Source organism: Streptomyces sp. NPDC058221, from assembly GCF_042882365.1.
GTDB lineage: Bacteria > Actinomycetota > Actinomycetes > Streptomycetales > Streptomycetaceae > Streptomyces.
Window position 1 is genome coordinate 1 of the sequence record NZ_JBHVWF010000154.1, and the last position, 17,508, is coordinate 17,508.

At 69.4% G+C, this 17,508-nt stretch carries 17 protein-coding genes; 15 read left to right on the forward strand and 2 right to left on the reverse strand.

The window, feature by feature from the left end; all coding sequences use genetic code 11:
* Nucleotides 1-121 precede the first annotated feature (121 nt).
* Complete coding sequence (locus ACFVW8_RS32845; RefSeq protein WP_389696525.1) at nucleotides 122-1,624, forward strand: DUF6801 domain-containing protein; 1,503 nt, start codon at nucleotides 122-124, stop codon at nucleotides 1,622-1,624.
* Nucleotides 1,625-1,694: 70 nt separating this feature from the next.
* Here ACFVW8_RS32845 and ACFVW8_RS32850 read toward each other — a convergent pair whose 3' ends face one another.
* Nucleotides 1,695-2,630: a hypothetical protein gene (locus ACFVW8_RS32850; RefSeq protein WP_389696527.1), complete on the reverse strand. Its 936-nt coding sequence runs from the start codon at nucleotides 2,628-2,630 to the stop codon at nucleotides 1,695-1,697.
* A 944-nt stretch (nucleotides 2,631-3,574) separates the two neighbouring features.
* On the opposite strand from ACFVW8_RS32850, the gene ACFVW8_RS32855 reads away from it, so the two are divergent.
* The 14 genes from ACFVW8_RS32855 to ACFVW8_RS32920 all read left to right on the forward strand — a co-directional run bounded on the left by ACFVW8_RS32855 (nucleotide 3,575) and on the right by ACFVW8_RS32920 (nucleotide 16,917).
* Entirely contained in the window at nucleotides 3,575-4,573 is a 999-nt protein-coding gene (locus ACFVW8_RS32855) for an ABC transporter ATP-binding protein (protein WP_389696529.1), read from the forward strand.
* Nucleotides 4,570-5,436, forward strand: coding sequence for an MlaE family ABC transporter permease (locus ACFVW8_RS32860; RefSeq protein WP_389696531.1), 867 nt, complete (start codon nucleotides 4,570-4,572; stop codon nucleotides 5,434-5,436). The genes ACFVW8_RS32855 and ACFVW8_RS32860 overlap by 4 nt, the downstream gene beginning before the upstream one ends.
* A 3-nt stretch (nucleotides 5,437-5,439) precedes the next feature.
* Entirely contained in the window at nucleotides 5,440-6,243 is an 804-nt protein-coding gene (locus tag ACFVW8_RS32865) for an ABC transporter permease (RefSeq protein ID WP_148016908.1), read from the forward strand.
* Nucleotides 6,243-7,568 carry an MCE family protein gene (locus tag ACFVW8_RS32870; protein ID WP_389696534.1) on the forward strand — a complete coding sequence of 442 codons (1,326 nt, stop codon included), beginning with the start codon at nucleotides 6,243-6,245 and terminating at the stop codon, nucleotides 7,566-7,568. Before ACFVW8_RS32865 ends, ACFVW8_RS32870 begins: the two co-directional genes overlap by 1 nt.
* The gene (locus ACFVW8_RS32875; RefSeq protein WP_389696536.1) at nucleotides 7,565-8,596 is read left to right on the forward strand and encodes an MCE family protein; all 1,032 of its coding nucleotides are present in this window, start codon (nucleotides 7,565-7,567) and stop codon (nucleotides 8,594-8,596) included. Before ACFVW8_RS32870 ends, ACFVW8_RS32875 begins: the two co-directional genes overlap by 4 nt.
* Nucleotides 8,593-9,612 carry an MCE family protein gene (locus ACFVW8_RS32880; protein WP_389696538.1) on the forward strand — a complete coding sequence of 340 codons (1,020 nt, stop codon included), beginning with the start codon at nucleotides 8,593-8,595 and terminating at the stop codon, nucleotides 9,610-9,612. The genes ACFVW8_RS32875 and ACFVW8_RS32880 overlap by 4 nt, the downstream gene beginning before the upstream one ends.
* A gap of 1 nt (nucleotide 9,613) precedes the next feature.
* Complete coding sequence (locus ACFVW8_RS32885; RefSeq protein ID WP_389696540.1) at nucleotides 9,614-10,735, forward strand: MCE family protein; 1,122 nt, start codon at nucleotides 9,614-9,616, stop codon at nucleotides 10,733-10,735.
* Nucleotides 10,732-11,913 (forward strand): MCE family protein, encoded by a 1,182-nt coding sequence (locus ACFVW8_RS32890; RefSeq protein WP_389696542.1) that lies wholly within the window; start codon nucleotides 10,732-10,734, stop codon nucleotides 11,911-11,913. Before ACFVW8_RS32885 ends, ACFVW8_RS32890 begins: the two co-directional genes overlap by 4 nt.
* Entirely contained in the window at nucleotides 11,910-13,172 is a 1,263-nt protein-coding gene (locus ACFVW8_RS32895; protein WP_389696544.1) for an MCE family protein, read from the forward strand. The genes ACFVW8_RS32890 and ACFVW8_RS32895 overlap by 4 nt, the downstream gene beginning before the upstream one ends.
* Nucleotides 13,169-13,690 (forward strand): hypothetical protein, encoded by a 522-nt coding sequence (locus ACFVW8_RS32900; protein ID WP_389696546.1) that lies wholly within the window; start codon nucleotides 13,169-13,171, stop codon nucleotides 13,688-13,690. Before ACFVW8_RS32895 ends, ACFVW8_RS32900 begins: the two co-directional genes overlap by 4 nt.
* Nucleotides 13,687-14,316, forward strand: coding sequence for a hypothetical protein (locus tag ACFVW8_RS32905; protein WP_389696547.1), 630 nt, complete (start codon nucleotides 13,687-13,689; stop codon nucleotides 14,314-14,316). Before ACFVW8_RS32900 ends, ACFVW8_RS32905 begins: the two co-directional genes overlap by 4 nt.
* Nucleotides 14,317-14,387: 71 nt before the next feature.
* Nucleotides 14,388-14,918 (forward strand): hypothetical protein, encoded by a 531-nt coding sequence (locus ACFVW8_RS32910; protein WP_389696549.1) that lies wholly within the window; start codon nucleotides 14,388-14,390, stop codon nucleotides 14,916-14,918.
* A gap of 39 nt (nucleotides 14,919-14,957) precedes the next feature.
* Nucleotides 14,958-15,665 (forward strand): hypothetical protein, encoded by a 708-nt coding sequence (locus ACFVW8_RS32915; protein WP_389696551.1) that lies wholly within the window; start codon nucleotides 14,958-14,960, stop codon nucleotides 15,663-15,665.
* Nucleotides 15,666-15,687: 22 nt separating this feature from the next.
* A complete protein-coding gene (locus ACFVW8_RS32920) occupies nucleotides 15,688-16,917 on the forward strand; it encodes a lytic murein transglycosylase (protein ID WP_389696553.1) in 1,230 nt (409 codons plus the stop codon).
* Nucleotides 16,918-16,931: 14 nt separating this feature from the next.
* Here ACFVW8_RS32920 and ACFVW8_RS32925 read toward each other — a convergent pair.
* The coding region (locus ACFVW8_RS32925) for an ATP-dependent DNA ligase (RefSeq protein WP_389696555.1) at nucleotides 16,932-17,508 on the reverse strand (577 nt) is incomplete at its 5' end.

Sequence of the window (17,508 nt, forward strand, 5' to 3'; positions counted from 1 at the left end):
CTGGTCCGGGCCGCGGGGGGGGGTTCTCCGCGTCGGCCCGGCCTTCTCGTTGGGGCGCCCGCACGTGCGGGCGCCATGCCGGCGGAACAGCCGATCGCACATCGTGGAGGACAGGGCCTTTATGCACACCCAGATACCTGTGACCCGTGGCTGGCGGTCCGTGAGGGTCGCCTCCGTTGCCGGCCTCGCACTCCTGGCCGGGCTGTTGTCCGGCAGCGGATCGTCCGCGGAGGAGGGCGTGGATCCGGTCAGCCTCGTGTCCGCGTGCGAACTGAAGGACGGCGCCATCGCGGCCACGGTCGACATATCGGTGGAGGTGCCGTCGACGGGCGAGGTCGGCCGCCCTGTGCAGCCGGGGCCCGCCACGGTCACCGTCATACTCTCGCGGGCCGATCTGGACGGCCTGCTCCCGGCCGGCACCGATGTGGTGGTGAGCCGGGCGGCTCTCAAGGTGAAGATCGCACAGGACGGGGATTCGGCTGACGCTCTGTGGGAACTCGGCGCACCGGGCACGCCCCTTCCCGCCGACGGTGAGGTGCGGTTCGTCCACTCCGGCGAGGTCCCGTACGTGACGTTCCGGGCCCCGGGCGATGTCGATTTCTCCGCCGGCGAGCTGACCCTGGAACTGCGTTCCGCGGCAGCGACGGCGGAGGAGAGCGTCCCGGCCCTGGCCACGCTGACGTGCCGCCCGGAGGAAGGCGGGAACGGGCACCTCGCGACCACACGGGTCACGCCCGTTTCCGGCACCGAGGAGCCCGGAACGCCCGAGGCATCCGCTACGCCGGAAGGGGGTTCGGGCCGAGCGGCCGGCGACGGCATTACGGTGGAAGTGCCGGCCGACAAGGCGGAGGGCACCGATCCGTGCCCCGTCGAACCACCCGTGGGCGAGATGGACGCGAGCGACGCGGCGCAACCGCCGCCGGGCGATCCTCCGCGCGTGAGCCCCATGCTCCCCGGAAACTTCGGTTGTGCCTATGCCGTGGGGCTGGCCAACGTCCACAAGTTGAACGGGGCCATGATCATCAATGATCCCAGCCGCAAGCCCGCTCTCCTGAGCGTCCTGGCAGTGAAGCAGACGACAACCCGGCTCAGAACGGCGCCGGGTGGCGCCTATCTCCGCATTGACTCGCTCGGGAGTCTGACCCTTCCGGATGCCGAATCCACGTTTCTGACTTTTGGATTCCAACCGGTGTCGGCGAAGGTCTCGTTCGAGAACGGGCCGATCACCGTGTCGACAGGCAATATCGGATCCCCGCCCGACAGGATCGCTTTCTCCACGGTGTCCTTCAGGCAGGTGCTGCGGATCCACGATGTCAAGGTGAACGGCGTTCCGCTGGATGTGGGAAGCAGTTGCAGGACGTCGAAGCCGTTCAAAGTCGTGCTGAACGGGGGCGCGCGCTACACCCATGTGTTCGCCGGTGGCGAGCTGGACGGGGAGGTCGACATCCCGCCCTTCGCCGGCTGCGGGTCGGATGGCGAGGACTTGGATCCGCTGTTCACCGCGTCTCTCTCCGGCCCCGGAAACCGGATCTTCATGAATCAGGGGACGACCTGTGTTCCCAGCGAACCCTCGACGCCCTGCCCGCCCACCATGCCGACACTGCCCGGGACGAAGACGCCCTGACCGCGTCCTCCGCGCACGCCGAAGGGGCCACCTCCGCACGGAGAGTGGCCCCACCGGGGTGCGCGGGTGACTACTGGGCTGACGAGTGCCAGTACTGCGACAGCAGCTTGCCCGCGTCCGGGGCGACAAGGCCGGGGTTGTTGATCGTCGCCACGTAGGTCTGGGCGTCGTTCAGGGTGACGTTGTTGTTGCCCGAGGCCGACGGCAGCCCGGTCTTGAGGTTGACGGCCCAGTTGAGCGCACCCAGCAGACCGCAGCCGCTGGTGCCCGGGACCGCGTACGTCGTGTCGGTCTGGGCGGCGCCCAGGAGGTTGATCCGGCCCATGGGCCCGGCCGCGTCCGTGGTGCCGTCGCCGGCGAACTTCGTGGTGCCGACGGCCGGCCGGGTCAGGTTCTGCGGCTTGAGCAGGATCGGGTCGGAGGACGAGCCGATGTAGCACTTGTCGCCGAGGAGCGTGTTCTCCAGGTGGATCCGGACCGGCAGGGTGACGATCGGCTGCCCGGTGGTCGTGCCCGCAAGGAGCTTGAAGTCGGTCGGGTTGTTGACCGATTCGATGGTCGCCGTCACCCGGTTGAGGCTGACGTCGGTGAGTGTGTTGCAGATGCCGGTGATCACGGGAACGTCGCTCGGGCACATCAGGCCGAGCAGCCCGCCCGGCACCTTCGCGGAGTCCGCGACGAGCGCGCCGCCCGCAGGGGAGACCACGGTCGTCCCGCCGTTCGGATGGGTGATCACGCCGATCTGCAGGTCGCTGGCGCCCACCGGCACCACGGTGTTCCCCAGCTTGATGGAGCCGCTCGCGGAGTGCGAGGCGACGCAGGTGGCGGTGTCGGTCGCCCCGTCCGCCGCCAGCATCGCGGGGGCGTCCACCGGACAGCGGTCGAAGGGCGCCCAGTTGCCGTTCAGTGCCGTGGCGGCGGTGGCGGAACTCACCGACGCGACGGCGGCAAGTGCGGTGATGGAGGCCAGTAGCCCCACACGTGCCCGGTTCGAGCCAGTTCTCATGTCGTCCCCTTTGAGGAATGGAGGCGGCCGCGTCGACGCGGCCCGGTGAACCCGGAGTTGCTCGATCTGCCTGCATCGGTCCCGAAGCCGGCCCGATGTGGTGACGGCATGGGGATGCGCGGCGAAATTGCGTGAGGATTACGGGTGCAGGGGCTCGCGGCCGACGTTACCGGCGCAGAATCCCCTTCATCGAGCCGTGACGTTACTGGCGGGAAACCCTGCGGCACAATCCCACCGTTTGAGAAACTGTTCGCGAACGGGGCATCTCGTTCACGGGTGAGTACGCGCCACGGCCTTCTTGTCACAACGTGCGCACGTCGCCGCGGGCATCTGTGGGACGGTGTTGCGCGACGTATTCGGAATGCGTGCTCTCATTTGTGCATTCGGCCCGGTCCGGAGGCGTGTGGTGTGCTGCCCGTGATCTATCGCCCTCGTTGCGTGTGTCGCGAAAGTTATCACTCGGCGACAGTTTTTCGGGCCTTGTTACTCAGCCGGTGCGCAGAAGGGCACGGCTTTGTGCTCTCGCGCGAAAACTTGAAGTCCTGCTATTGCGAGCCAGGTTACTCGGCCGTAACGTCGCCCCAGTCAGCAACTCATCCGGCACGTCCGGAGATTGCTCACCCGTCAGGAGGGGAGTCCAAGCGCACCCCCAGCGCCCGGGTTCCCTGTCCGGGAGCCCCCACCCTCGAATCTTCACACGGTCGGAGCTCTCACTCCGGGGCTCCACGTCCCAGACCCCCATGGGGCGCGGAGTCCCGGCCTGCACCGTCCGCTGTGGGTGCGCAGTTGTTTACAAAGTTCGAGCCATGTTTTGTCACCGGATGACAAGCGAGTCGGATCTTCACGAATTGGCTGTTCAAGGGCTTGTCCCGACGGTGTCGGTGAACTTAACGTGCGCCCCTCGGCGCACTTCTGTCACTTCGTGAGCGCATGCAGGAGGTGGGATGGGAATCGAAGTAGTGGTCGAAGGCCTCACCAAGTCTTTCGGCAAGCAGAACATCTGGCAGGACGTGTCGCTCACGCTTCCCGCAGGCGAGGTCAGTGTCATGCTCGGCCCGTCGGGGACGGGAAAGACCGTCTTCCTCAAATCCATCATCGGCCTGCTCAAACCCGAACAGGGTCGCGTTCTCGTCGACGGTGTCGACATGGTGAATGGTTCCGAGCGGGACATCATGGAGGCCCGCAAGCTTTTCGGCCTCATGTTCCAGGACGGTGCGCTCTTCGGGTCGATGTCGCTTTTCGACAACATCGCGTTCCCGCTGCGGGAGCACACCCGCAAGAAGGAATCCGAGATCCGCCGCATCGTGATGGAGCGGATCGACGTGGTGGGCCTGCTCGGCGCCGAGGACAAGCTGCCCGGTGAGATCTCCGGCGGTATGCGCAAGCGGGCCGGCCTGGCCCGGGCGCTCGTCCTGAACCCGCAGATCATTCTCTGCGACGAGCCCGACTCCGGCCTCGACCCGGTCCGCACGGCGTTCATCTCGCAGCTGCTCGTCGACCTGAACGCCCAGATCGACGCGACGATGCTCATCGTCACCCACAACCTGGACATCGCCTCCACCGTCCCGGACAACATGGGCATGCTGTTCTGCCGCAACCTCGTCACCTTCGGGCCGCGCGAGGTGCTGCTGACCAGCGATCTGCCCGTGGTCTCCCAGTTCCTCGCCGGGCGCTGCGAAGGCCCCATCGGCATGTCCGAGGAGAAGGACGCAGCTACCCTCGCCGCCGAGGAGCTCAACGGCTACGGGCAGGGCATCAGTTCGGCCAACGCCCCGCGCACCGTCGTCCCGCAGCTGGAGCCCTCGCCCGGACTGCCGGTGCGCCAGGGCGCCCTGCGCCGCCGCGAGCGGGTCCTGCCGATGCTGGGTCAGCTGCCGGAGGCCGCCCGTACCGCCATCCTCAACAGCTACAGCCCGGCCGCCGCGGGCGGTGGGCGCCCATGACGGCCCCCATGCCGGTGATACCCCCCGGGCCGCCGGGAGACCGGCCCCCGACTCCGGCCCCGGCTCCGAAGAAGGCGCCCGAGGCCCCGCGCCCCAGCAAGGCCCTCGCCCCGCTGCGCGAGACCGGCCGGCTGTTCGCGCTTGCCGGAACGGTGTGCCGGGAGACCTTCCGACGGCCCTTCCAGGTGCGGGAGTTCATCGAGCAGTTCTGGTTCGTCGCGAGCGTCACCATCCTGCCCGCCGCCCTCGTCTCCATCCCGTTCGGCGCGGTCATCGCCCTCCAGGTCGGCTCGCTCACCCAGCAGCTCGGCGCCCAGTCCTTCACCGGCGGCGCCAGCGTCCTCGCCGTCATCCAGCAGGCCAGCCCGATCATCGTGGCGCTGCTGGTCTCCGGGGCCGCGGGCTCGGCCATCTGCGCCGACCTCGGCTCGCGCAAGATCCGCGAGGAGCTCGACGCGATGGAGGTCATGGGCGTCTCGCCCGTGCAGCGCCTCGTCGTCCCGCGCGTGCTCGCCACCATGCTGGTCGCCGTCCTGCTCAACGGCCTCGTCTCCGTCGTCGGCACGCTCGGCGGCTACTTCTTCAACGTGATCATGCAGGACGGCACCCCGGGCGCCTATCTCTCCAGCTTCTCCGCCCTGGCCCAGCTGCCCGACCTGTACGTCAGCGAGATCAAGGCCCTGATCTTCGGCTTCATCGCCGGCATCGTCGCGGCCTACCGCGGTCTGAACCCGCGCGGCGGACCGAAGGGCGTGGGTGACGCGGTCAACCAGTCCGTCGTCATCACCTTCATGCTGCTGTTCTTCGTGAACATGGTCCTCACGGCGATCTACCTCCAGATCGTCCCCGCGAAGGGGAGCTGACCGATGTCGATGCTCAGCTGGCTCGACCGATCGGGCGATCAACTCACCTTCTACGTAAGGGCCCTGGTCTGGATTCCCCGGACGCTGCGCCGCTACCTCAAGGAGGTGCAGCGGCTGCTCGCCGAGGTTGCCTTCGGCAGCGGCGGACTCGGTGTCGTCGGCGGCACCATCGGCGTCATGATCGCGATGACCCTGGCCACCGGCACCGTCGTCGGTCTTCAGGGGTACGCCGCCCTCAACCAGATCGGCACCGCCGCGTTCACCGGCTTCATCTCCGCGTACTTCAACACCCGTGAGATCGCCCCGCTCGTCGCCGGCCTCGCGCTCTCCGCGACCGTCGGCGCCGGCTTCACCGCGCAGCTCGGCGCCATGCGGATCAACGAGGAGATCGACGGACTGGAGTCGATGGGCGTGCGCTCCATGCCCTACCTCGTCACCACCCGCATCATCGCCGGGGTCGTCGCCATCATCCCGCTGTACGCGATCGGGCTGCTCTCCTCGTACGTCGCGTCCCGCTACGTCACCGTCCTGTTCAACGGGCAGTCAGCGGGCACGTACGACCACTACTTCAATCTGTTCCTCTCCCCGCAGGACGTCCTGCTCTCGGTGCTCAAGGTGCTGATCTTCAGCGTGATGGTGATCCTCGCGCACTGCTACTACGGCTACCACGCCACCGGCGGCCCCGCCGGGGTGGGCGTGGCCGTCGGCCGCTCGGTGCGCAACGCGATCGTGCTGATCAGCGTCACCGACTTCTTCCTCTCGCTCGCCATCTGGGGCGCCACGACGACCGTGAAGGTGGCCGGCTGATGACATCCCGGGCCACAAGGAGCGGCAAGGGTGCGCGCACCGCCGGCCGCAGAACCGCAGGCGTCGCCTTCTTCCTCGTCCCCGCCGTCCTCATCTGGGTGTCGGTCTCCGTGTACGAGAAGGACTTCACGGACGACGCGACCGTCACCGTACGCACGTCGAGCGTGGGCAACGAGATGCACGACAACGCCGACGTGAAGCTGCGCGGAGTCGTCATCGGCCAGGTCCGCGACATCGCGGCCGACGGCGAGGGCGCCCGCCTCACCCTGGCGATCGATCCGGACAAGCTCGACCGAGTCCCCTCCGACGTCACCGCCCAGATGCTGCCCACCACGCTGTTCGGGGAACGGTTCGTGGCCCTCGTGCCGCCCCCCGTACCGTCCCCGCGGACGCTTCAGGCGGGGGCCGTCATCCCGCAGGACCGCTCCAGCAACGCCCTTGAACTCGAAGAGGTCCTCGACAACGTCCTGCCACTGCTGACCGCCGTGAAGCCGGAGAAGCTCTCCGCCACCCTGAACGCGGTCTCCCAGGCACTCCAGGGCCGCGGCGAGAAGCTCGGCGACACCCTCGTCACGCTCGACGCCCACCTCCAGAAGTTCAACCCGCAACTCCCCACGCTCAACGCGGACATCAAGGAACTCGTCAAGGTGAGCCGGGTGTACGGCGACGCCGCCCCCGACGTCCTGGACGCGCTCACCGACTTCACCACCACCAGCGGCACCGTCGCCGAACAGCAGGCCGAACTCGCCGACCTGTACGGCTCCACCACCGCGTCCGCCCGGGACCTCACCGCCTTCCTGGAGAAGAACAAGGACAACCTCATCCGGCTCGCGACCTCCGGCAGGCCGACGCTGGAGACCCTCGCCAAGTACTCATCGGAGTTCCCCTGCACGCTGCGCACCATCGCCGGGTTCGTACCGGCCATGGACAAGGCGCTCGGCAAGGGCACCGACGAACCCGGGCTCCACGTCACGCTCAAGACCGTGCCCTCCAAGGGGAAGTACGTGGCCGGCAAGGACACCCCGGTCTACAACGCGACCGGCGGACCGCACTGCTACTCCGTCCCCTACGTCGGCCAGACGGTCCCGACCGCGGACGTCAGGACCATCGAGAACAACGGGATCACTGCGGACACGGAGACGGCCGCCCCCGAAGAGGTCCCGGCCGCCGATGCCTCGCTCGGCCTTCCCAACTCACCGCAGGAGAGCCGGCTCGTCAACGAGCTGGTCGCTCCCTCACTGAAGGTCCAGCCGCAGGCCCTGCCCGAGTGGAGCAGCGTGCTCATCGGTCCGGCCTTCCGCGGTGTGGAGGTGAAGCTCAAGTGAAGCGCCGCTCCCTCGCGGGACCGCTCGCGAAATCGATCGTCTTCATTCTGGTGACGGTCCTCGCCACCACGGTGCTGGGTCTCTCCATCGCCAACACCGGGGTCGGCGACACCCGTTCGTACCGGGCCAGGTTCACCGACGCGACCGGCCTCATCGTCGGCGACAGCGTCCGGATCGCCGGTGTCAAGGTCGGACAGGTCGACTCCGTCAAGGTCGCCGACCGGCGGCTCGCCGAGGTCGGCTTCAGCGTCCAGAAGGGCCGCAAGCTGCCGGCGTCGGTGACCGCGTCGATCAAGTACCTCAACATGGTCGGCCAGCGCTACATCGACCTCGACCAGGGCGCCGGACCCGTCGGCGAGAGCTTCGCCGCGGGTGCCACCATCCCGCTGTCCCGGACCACCCCGGCCCTCGATCTCACCCAGCTCTTCAACGGCTTCCAGCCGCTCTTCGAGGGACTCTCCCCACCGGACGTCAACCAGCTGGCCGGCTCCATCGTCCAGGTGCTCCAGGGCGAGGGCGGCACCGTCGACAGCATCCTCCAGCACGTCGGCTCGCTGACCGGCACGGTCGCCGCGAAGGACAAGGTGATCGGCGAGGTGATCAAGAACCTCAACGCGGTCCTGAAGACCGTCAACGACCGGGAGGCCGGCTTCAACGACCTCGTCGACACGCTCCAGGAACTGGTCACCGGATTCGCGGGCGACCGCAAACCGCTCGGCCAGGCCGTCACCGCGATGGGCGCGCTCACCACGGTCACGGCGGACCTCTTCCAGGACGGCCGCAAACCCCTGAAGGAGGACATCAAGCAGCTGGGCCGGCTCTCCGACCGGCTCGCCGACAACTCGCCGAAGATCGAGAACTTCCTCCAGAAGACCCCGGCCAAGATGGAGGCGATCAGCCGCCTCGCCTCGTACGGCTCATGGCTCAACCTCTACCTCTGCGAGGCCAAGGTCAGCGGCGTGACGACCAGTGACGGCAGCACCCCGCCGACCGGCATCGAGATCACCCAGCCGAGGTGCCTGTCATGAGAATCAAGCCCGTACGCGACCGCAACCCCGTCACCGTCAGCATCGTCGGACTCCTCGTCCTCGCCCTCATCGGCTACGGCGCCTACCGCGCCGACTCGCTGCCCTTCATCGGCGGCGGCACCACCTACAGCGCTGACTTCACCGAGTCCGCGGGGCTCGACGAGGGCGATGAGGTGCGGATCGCCGGAGTGAAGGTCGGCAAGGTCACCGGGGTCTCCCTCGACGGCGCCAAGGTGAAGGTGACCTTCAAGGTCAAGGACGCCTGGATCGGCAACGCGAGCACCGTCGGCATCGCGATCAAGACACTCCTCGGCGACAAGTACCTCGCCGTGGACCCGCTCGGCGAGGCCCGGCAGAAGCCCGACGAGCGCATCACGGCGAGCCGCACCACCTCGCCGTACGACGTCACACAGGCCTTCAACGGCCTCGGCGAGACCATCGGGGAGATCGACACCGAGCAGCTCGCCAAGAGCTTCGAGACGATCTCCGCCACCTTCAAGGACTCCCCGCCCGACGTGAAGAGCGCCGCGCAGGGGCTGTCCGCCCTCTCCAAGACGGTCTCCGAGCGCGACGCACAGCTCGCGACGCTCCTCAAGGGCAGCAAGCGGCTCACCAAGACCCTCGCCACCAAGAAGAGCAGCTTCGAGACCCTCCTCGAAGACGGCAACCTGCTCCTCGGCGAGATCCAGGCCCGCCGCGACTCCATCCACCTGCTGCTCACCGGCACCCGGGACCTGGGCACCCAGCTCACCGGGCTCGTCGCCGACAACAACAAGCAGCTGGGGCCCACGCTGAAGGCCCTGGGCCGGGTCACCGCCGTCCTGAACAAGAACCGCAAGAGCCTCGACAAGGTCCTCTCGATCGCCGGCTCCTACAACCGGCTGGTCGGCAACACCCTGGGCAACGGCCGCTGGTTCGACAACTACGTCTGCGGTGTCGTCCCGAAGAACTACCTGCCCGCCAACACGCCACCGGCGACCGGCTGCATGCCTCCCAAGCAGGAAGGCGGGAGCTGAGATGAGACTCACCCGCGTCATCGGCATCGGGGCCGGCCTCGTGGTCGTGGCCGTCGCCGCCACCTCCGGGGTGATGGCCATGGAGGAGGAGGGCACGACGACCGTCACCGCCTACTTCGACCAGGCGACCGGCGTCTACGCCGGATCCGACCTGCGGATCCTCGGAGTCCAGGTCGGCACCGTCGAGTCCGTCGAACCCCGCGGCAAGGACGTCAGGGTCGTCCTGCGGGTCGACAAGGGCGTCCAGGTCCCCAAGGACGTGCACGCCGTCGTCGTGGCCCCCAGCCTCGTCGCCGACCGGTACGTCCAGCTCGCCCCCGTCTACACCGGGGGAGCGGTCATCGAGGACGGCGCCGAACTGCCCGCTTCGAAGAACGCGACACCGGTGGAGGTGGACCAGCTGTACGCGTCCATCACCGAACTCTCCACCGCGCTCGGCCCGGACGGGGCGAACGCACAGGGAGCCTTCGCCGGCCTCCTGGACACCGGGGCGAAGAACCTCAAGGGCAACGGCAAGGACATCGGCGACTCCATCGAGCAGTTCGGCAAGGCGACGAAGACCCTCGACAAGAGCAGCGGGAACCTCTTCGACACGCTGGCCTACCTCCAGACCTTCACCACCATGCTGAAGGACAACGACGGCAACGTGCGCACGGCCGAGAACCAGCTGAACTCCGTCACCGGCTTCCTGGCGGACGACAAGAAGAACCTGGGGGCCGCGCTCAAGGAACTCGGCACCGCCCTCGCCCAGGTCAAGACGTTCATCAAGGACAACCGGGGCGCGCTCAAGGAGAACGTGGACGCGCTGGTGCCGATCACCCAGACCCTCGTCGACCAGCGCGCCTCGCTGGCCGAGTCGCTCGACACCCTGCCGCTGTCCGCGGGCAACGTCCTGAACGCGTACGACCCCGCCCACCGCACGCTCAACGGCCGGACCGACCTCAACGAGCTCAGCATGGGCGGCCCCCTCATCGATCCGTCCCTCACCGGGCTCACCCCGGTGGACGCAGAACAGCAGGCGGCGCTGCCCGCCCTGCCGCTGCCGGCCGTGGGCGCCGTCTACGGCACGCCGAAGGACGGCGCGGCGAAGAGCAGCAACGACGAGAAGGGGGCGAAGCGATGAGCCGGACCCTGCGCAGACCCGGAGCCCTCGCGACGACGGGCGCCTCCACCCTGATCGCGTTGGGCCTCTGCTGCGCCCTCTTCGTCACCGGCTGCCAGGCCCCGCACTTCTCCGGGATCGAGGACGTGCCGCTGCCCGGCGGTGCGGACCTCGGCGACCATCCGTACGAGATCACGGCGGACTTCGGGGACGTGCTCAGTCTCGCCCCGCAGTCCTCGGTGAAGGTCAACGACGTCGCCGTCGGCCGCGTCACCAAGATCTCCCTCGCGCCCGACACCTGGCAGGCCAGGGTCACCATGAAGGTCAACGGGAAGATCAAGCTGCCGGCCAACGCGTACGCGCACCTGGAACAGTCGAGCCTGCTGGGCGAGAAGTTCATCCAGCTCTCGCCCCCCGCGACCGGCACCGCCCGCGGCACCCTCGCCTCCGGCGACCGCATCCCGCTCACCCGGACCAACCGGAACCCCGAGGTCGAAGAGGTGTTCGGCGCCCTGTCGATGCTCCTCAACGGCGGCGGCGTCCAGCAGCTGAAGACCATCACCACCGAACTCAACAAGGCACTGTCCGGACAGGAACCCCAGGTCCGGTCGATGCTCAAGCGCGTCAACACCCTCGTCACCAACCTCGACGACCATCGCGGCGACATCACATCGGCGCTCGACGGCGTCAACCGGCTCGCCGCCACCCTCGCCACCCGCAAACAGGACGTCGGCAAGGTCCTCACCGGGCTCAGTCCCGGCATGAAGGTCCTGGAGAAGCAGCGCGGCTCGCTCCTGACCATGCTGCGCTCCCTGGACACCCTCTCCGACGTCGCCGTCACCACCATCAACAAGAGCAAGGCGGACACGATCGCCGACCTCAAGGCCATCGCCCCCACCCTCCGGGCCCTGGCCGACTCCGGCAATGACCTGCCCGACTCCCTCCAGGTGCTGCTCACCTACCCGTTCACGGACGAGGTGCTGCGCGGCGTGAAGGGCGACTACCTCAACGTGTACCTGGACCTGACCGCCGCACCCGGCACCCAGCTCATCCCCGCCTACGAACCGGAGCCGGACCCCCCGGCCGCCGGGGCGAAAACGGCCGCCGGCGCCGGACTCCCGCTGCCGCTCCCCGCGACCGCCACGCCCACGACCGCCAAGCCCGGGACGGGCCCGGCCACGGAGGGGAGCAACCGATGATCACCCTCGCCATCCGGCTGAAGAACATCGCGTTCCTGATCATCGCGGTGCTGGTGCTCGGCTATCTGGGTGTGCGGTACGCCGATCTGGGCCACTACGTCGGCATGCGCGACTACTACACCGTGAAGATGCAACTCCCGCGCACGGGAGGCCTGTTCACTCACTCCAACGTCACCTACCGCGGCGTCTCCGTCGGCCGGGTCGGCCCGATCGAGCTCACCGAGGACGGTGTGGAGGCCGAGCTGCGCATCGACAAGTCCGCACCGCCCATCCCCGAGAACCTCAAGGCGGTCGTCGCCAACCTCTCCGCGGTCGGCGAGCAGTACGTCGACCTGCGGCCGGCCCGTACCGACGGCCCCGTCCTCGCCAACGGCTCGGTCATCGACCAGGCCGAGACCACCGTCCCGGCACCCGTGACGAACGTCCTCACCAGCGTCAACGACCTCACCTCGTCCGTCGACCTGGAGTCGCTGCGCACGGTGGTCGACGAGTTCGGCACCGCGTTCTCCGGCCGCGGCGACGACCTCCAGGTCCTGCTGGACACCGGCAGCGACTTCGTCCAGGCCGCCGACGACGCGCTGCCCGTCAACACCCGGCTCATACAGGACGGCGAGACGGTGCTGCGGACCCAGGCGGAACAGGGCGAGGCCCTCAAGGGCTTCGCCTCGGGCGCGAAGGAACTGGCGGCCCAGCTCAAGGGCTCGGACACCGACCTGCGCAAGCTGATCGCCGCCGCACCCGACGCGACCGGCCAGATCAGCGGGCTGCTCCGCGACCTCGACCCGAGCTTCGGGGTCGTCGTCGCCAACCTCCTCACCACGTCGGACGTCGCCGTGACCCGGCAGCGCGGACTGGAGGAACTCCTCGTGAAACTCCCGGCCGTCGCGGCGGCGGGGGCCAGCGCGGTGGACGAGGACGGTGCCAGGTTCGGCATGTCGATCACCTTCTTCGAGCCGCTGCCCTGCACCTCCGGCTACGGCGGTACGACGTACCGCAACGGACTCGACCTCGCACCGGCACCGGCCGTCAACACCAAGGCCCGCTGCACCTCGTCACCCGGCACCGGCGTCAACGTCCGCGGCAGCGCGAACGCCCCGAAGGGCGGGCCGCTGCCCGCACCGGCCAAGCCCGGCACGCTGCTCCTCGACGACACCCAGGAGGACCGGCTCCCCGGGGTGCTCGGCACCCCGACGCAACCCGCGCCCACCGCCGACGGCATGGCCGGACTGCTGGGCCTGGGACAGGGAGGCGCCGCATGACCCCCCGTACCCGCACCCTCCGCGGCTGGGCCGTCCTGCTCGTCGCCGCGCTGATCTGCGCGCTGGGCGGCTGGTCGTACGCGCAGGCGCGCGGCGACGACGACCTGGCGTACGCCAAGAGCCGGGACGCCGCGCTGGCGGACGGAAAGGTGGACCTGGCCCGGCTCAACAGCCTGGACGGCAAGGACGCCGCGAGCGTCGACACCGGTCTCGCCGGCTGGCTCGACGCCTCCACAGGTCCGCTGCACGACCAGCTGAAGCGCACCCGCACGAAGGACGCCGCCGAGCTGAAGAAGTCCGGCGCCACGGCGCGCGGCAAGGTCACCGACGCGGCGCTCACCGAAGTGGACGAGCGGACGGGCACGGCGCTGATGATCGCCACCGTGGACATCGAGGTCACCCCGCGCACGGGGAAGGCCGGCACCGAACGCAAACGGTTCGAGGCGACGCTCGTCCGGACCGGGGACGGCTGGAAGATCAAGGCGCTCACGGCGCTCGGCATAGGGAGCGGCGCATGAGGCTGCGGAGCGTGGTGGACAACGACGACACGGTGCGCGAAGAGCCGGACAGCGTTCCGCCCGACGACACCGACACCGGCACAGATACCGATACCGGCACAGATTCCGGCAGAGACGCCGGTCCGGCCCGGCGGTGGCCCCGCGTGCTGGCCGGAGTGCTCGTGGTCGCGCTGATCGCGGCCGGAGGCGCCTTCTTCGTCGCCGGCCGACAGCTGCGCGACACGCCCGCCACCTCCAACCGGGCACTCACGGACAGCGCGGTGACCACCCAGGTCGCCGGCGACGTCACCAACGCACTCGGCAAGGTCTTCTCCTACGGGCCCGGCGACACGGCCGCCACCAAGGCGTCCGCGCAGCGGCTCCTGGCGGGCAAGGCGCTCCAGCAGTACGCGGCGCTCTTCGGCCAGGTCGAGAAGCAGGCCGCCGACCAGAAGCTCACCCTCACCACCCATGTCGTGCGCGCCGGGGTGACCCGGCTGACCGACGACAGCGCCCACCTCCTGGTCTTCCTCGACCAGGTCTACGAGCGCAAGGGCAAGGCCGCGAGCACAGCGGCGGCGCAGCTGTCCGTCACGGCCCAACTCCGTGAAGGGCACTGGACGATCGTGGAGATCAAGGCCAGATAGCGCACCCCACCGCAGGACGCACCGAGCGCGACCGCACCACACGGCAGCAGGCACGGCAGGGAGAGGCAGCGATGGCACGGGTACGGATGACGAGGAACCCGCTGGTGGCGGCAGCGATCGTGCTGACGCTCGCGGCGGCCGGTGCCGCGGGCTGGGGCGGCGTGTCCCGGTACCAGGCGGGGCACGACGACTCGGCGGCGTACGCCCAGGCCCGCGACGACGCGCTGGCCGCCGGTGAGCAGTCCGTGCAGAACATGAACACGCTCGACCACGAGCAGCTGGCCAAGGGGCTCGACAGCTGGGAGGACTCCACCACCGGGGACCTGCACCAGCAACTTGTCGACGGACGCGCCGGGTTCGTGAAACAGATCCAGGAGGCGAAGACCGTCAGCACCGCCAAGGTGCTGTCCGGTGCGGTCACCGAGCTCGACGACCGGGGCGGGAAGGCGGGCGTGATGGTGGCGCTCCGGGTGACCGTGACCGCGCCCAAGGGCAAGCCCGCGGTGAAGGAGAGCCGGATGCTGGGGCAGCTCACCCGCACCGCCGACGGGTGGAAGCTCAGCGCCCTCGGCCAGGCACCCGTCGGCAACACCGCCGGCTGACGCCACCGACTCCCACCCCGCACCGAGAGGACCCCGGACATGTCGACGACCCGTCACCTCGTCAACCGGCAGCGTCGCCTGGCCACCGTCGCCGCCGAACGCACCGCCGCACCCGTGAGCAGACCGGTGGACCCGGAGGAACCACAGGACGAGCCGGAGCAGCAGAAGGAACCGAAGAGGGAACACGAGAAGGAACAGAAGGAGGAGGATCCGAAGTCCGGACGGCCGCCCCGGCTCCGGCTCCGGCTGCCCGCCGTGCTCTGTGTCCTGACCGTACTCCTCGGCGCCTTCGCCGTCTGGGCGTTCGCCTCGGCCGGCAGCCTGCGCGACGACCCCAGCCGGCGGAACACCGCGCTCACCGACATCAGCCGCACCAGCGAGGTGAAGGGCCAGATCACCGAGGCCGTCGGCGCGGTGTTCTCGTACGACTACGCCTCGCCCGCCAAGGCCGACGCCGCGGTGAAGAAGTACCTGACGGGCAAGGCCGTCCAGCAGCACACGGACATGCTCGCCGAGGTACGGGCCCAGGCGCCCAAGCAGAAGCTCGTGCTCACCACGACCGTCACCGAGAGCGGTGTGGAACTGCTCGACGGCGACCGGGCCCACCTGCTGATCTTCGCCGACCAGAGCAACACCCGTACCGGCAAGTCGGAGGAGACGACCTATGCCGCGGCGATGTTCGCCGTGGACGCCGTCCGCCGGGGCGGTACCTGGCGGATATCGGCCATCGACACGTTCACCCGGTGATCCGGGGGAGAGGAGAGCACGCATGAGGTTCAACGGCACCATGCGCCGCGGGCTCGGCGGCACCGCTGCCGCCGTCGCCGCGATGGCAGCGCTCACCGCGTCCCAGGCACCGGGACTCGTCGCGCAGGAGAAGCCGCAGAAGGAGAACACGGAGACCGACGAGGTCAAGTGGTCGTCGGTGCCCAACGACGACTCCTACCACACCGAACTGCCGCCGCTGAAAAGCCCGGAGCCCCCGAAACCGGGCGTCAAGCAGAGCCCGGCCGTCGCGGCTTCCTGGGCCGAGGCGGGCGTTCCGGCCACCGTGCTCGCCGCCTACCGCAGGGCGGAGAGCACACTGGGGCGAAGCGACCCCGGCTGCGGGCTGCCGTGGCAGCTGCTGGCCGCCATCGGCAAGGTCGAGTCCGGACACGCGGCCGGCGGCCGGGTCGACGCCCACGGTGCGACGCTCTCCCCGATCCTGGGGCCGGTGCTCAACGGTGCCGGGTTCGCGAACATCCCGGACACCGACGGCGGGGCGTACGACGGCGACAAGACCTACGACCGGGCGGTCGGCCCGATGCAGTTCATCCCCTCCACCTGGGCGCACTGGGGGAGGGACGGCAACGGCGACGGACGCAACGACCCGAGCAACGTCTACGACGCGGCCCTCGCTGCCGGGGCGTACCTCTGTGCCGGGTCGCGCGATCTGACGGTACGGGCCGACCTCGACCGCGCGATCCTCAGCTACAACCACTCGGACACGTATCTGCGCACCGTCCTTTCGTGGCTGGAGTTCTACCGCAAGGGCACCCATCCGGTGACCGACGGAAAGGGCCCGTTGCCCAAGAGCCCGGGCGCGGGCAGCGCGAACGAGCCCAAACACCCCGTGGGCGGCCCCGGCAGTGACAAGGGCGGCGGCATCGAGGTCGGCCCGCAGCCCGGCCACACCAAGACACCGACGAAACCGGGCTCCCCGGACCCCTCGCCCGGGGACTCGGGTTCACCGGACCCGGGGGACTCCACCGGGCCGGGCACCTCACCCGATCCGACCGACAGCGGGCCCACCACCCCGGATCCCGGCGACAGCCCCGACCCGACCACCACCCCGGACCCCGACCCGAGCACCTCGAAGCCCGACCCGGGCTGCACGACGGACTCCCCGTCGCCCGACCCGAGCGACACCGCCGGGGCCACGGAGTCGCCGTCGCCCGACCCCAGCCCGACCGGTGAGCCCTGCACCACGCCCTCGCTGCCGCCGGCCGCAGACTGATTTCCGCTGTCGGTTCAGCCGCCCGCCGACAGCACCTCGGCGAGGTCGTACCGCACCACCTCTTCCAGCTGCGCGTACGTGCAGCTTGAGGGGGTGCGGTCCGGCCGCCAGCGGCGGAACTGGGCCGTGTGCCGGAACCGGTCACCCTCCATGTGGTCGTACGCCACCTCGCAGACCCGCTCGGGACGCACCGCCACCCACGACATGTCCTTCTTGCCCGACCATCGGCTCGGGGCACCGGGCAGCCGAGCGCCCGCGTGCGCCTCGGCGTCCGCCCAGGCTCCCCAGGGATGGTCCGCGACATCGGTCAGCAGGGGTTCGAGCTCGGTGACGAGTTCCGCGCGGCGCTTCATCGTGAAGGCCGCGCACACCCCCACGTGCTGGAGGGCGCCCTCGGTGTCGTACAGGCCGAGCAGCAGCGAGCCGACGACCGGGCCGCTCTTGTGGAAGCGGTATCCGGCCACGACGCAGTCGGCGGTCCGCTCATGCTTGATCTTGTACATCGACCGGGTGTCCGGCCGGTACGGCAGATCGAGGGGTTTGGCGACGACTCCGTCCAGGCCGGCGCCCTCGTACCGCTCGAACCACTCC